General features: G+C 63.6%; 1 pseudogene. It reads right to left on the bottom strand.

Going from position 1 to position 1,302, the window contains the following annotated elements:
• Positions 1–1,302 (bottom strand): annotated as a pseudogene (locus tag Q6A51_RS27250) (adhesin); the annotation flags it as partial.

The raw sequence follows: 1,302 nt of genomic DNA on the forward strand, positions 1-1,302 counted from the left end.
ACCAGTGCCTGGCTGCTGGCAATGCTGCCGTCGTGGTTGGTCAGTTTGGCAGCGGTGAGGTCCATCCGCTCGCCGCTGCTGATCCGGCCCTTCTGGCTGTTGTTCAGGTCGCCGGTGTCGATCGTGATCCGGCCCTTGGCGCTGACGGTGCCTTGCAGGCTGTTGTCGAGGGCGGTGCTGTCCAGGTCGAGTTCGCCATCGGTGACCAGTTCGCCGCCCTGGTTGAGGATCGCGCCGGCGCTGTCGAGGGTCAGCTTGCCGGCACTGGACACGCTGCCCGCCGTGTTGGTCAGGCTGCCGACGTAGAGGGTCAAGGTGCCTTCGCTGCTGATCAGGCCCTGGGTGTTGTCGAGGGTGTCCGAGAGGTCGATGCTCAGGTCGTGTGGGCTGAGCAGCACGCCGCCGGTGTTGTCCAGTGAGGTGCCGGTCAGGGTCAGGCCGGTCTTGCCGGACAGCACACCGTCGCTGCGGTTGGTGGTCTTGGCGATGTCGAGGGTCAGTAACTGTTGCGCAAGGATCTGGCCGCCAGTGTTGGTCAGCGTCTGGCCGGTCAGGGTGATGCCCTGCTGGCTGGAAATTTCACCGCCCTGGTTGTCGACGTCATCGACGGTGACGGTCAGGGCCTCTCCCGCCCCGACAAAACCTTTCAGGCTGTTGTTCAGGGTGTCGCCGGTCAGGTTCAGGGTGCCCAGGGCGAAGAGTTGCCCGCCCTGCTGTTGCAGGTTGCCGATCACGGCGGTGAGGGCTTGTTTGCTGGAAATCTGGCCTTGGGTGTTGTCGCCGCTGGCGGCGCTTATTTCAAGGTCGCCATCGGCAATCACGGTGCCTTTGACGTTGCTCAGGGTGTTGTCGACGGTCAGTTTCAGGCCGGCGCGGCTGCTGATCAGGCCTTCGGCGTTGTCCAGACTGTCGCTGTCGATCTCCAGCCCGGTGGCCGACACGGTGCCCTTGAGGTTTCTGAAGAACTCGACCAGGTCCAGGGTCAGCCCCTGGCTGCTCAGCAGCTTGCCGCCACTGTTGTCGAGGCTGTGCGCTGTCAATGTAAAGGCCTGGGCGCTGGAGATTTCACCGCCCTGGTTGTCCACCGCCTTGAGGTTTTTCAGCAGCAGTGCGCCGGGGCTGTTGATCAGGCCGTTCTGGTTGTTCAACTGGCCGTTGTTCAGGTCCAGGCTCAGGGTGGTGTTGCTGAACAGTTCGCCGCCCTGCTGATCCAGGCTTGTGACGCTGGCGGTCAGGGCCAGCGCACTGGCGATACGGCCCGCGCTCTGGTTGATGACTTCACCGGCAATCAGTTCCAGGGTG

It is taken from the genome of Pseudomonas serbiensis (assembly GCF_030580745.1).
In the GTDB taxonomy this organism is placed as follows: domain Bacteria; phylum Pseudomonadota; class Gammaproteobacteria; order Pseudomonadales; family Pseudomonadaceae; genus Aquipseudomonas; species Aquipseudomonas serbiensis.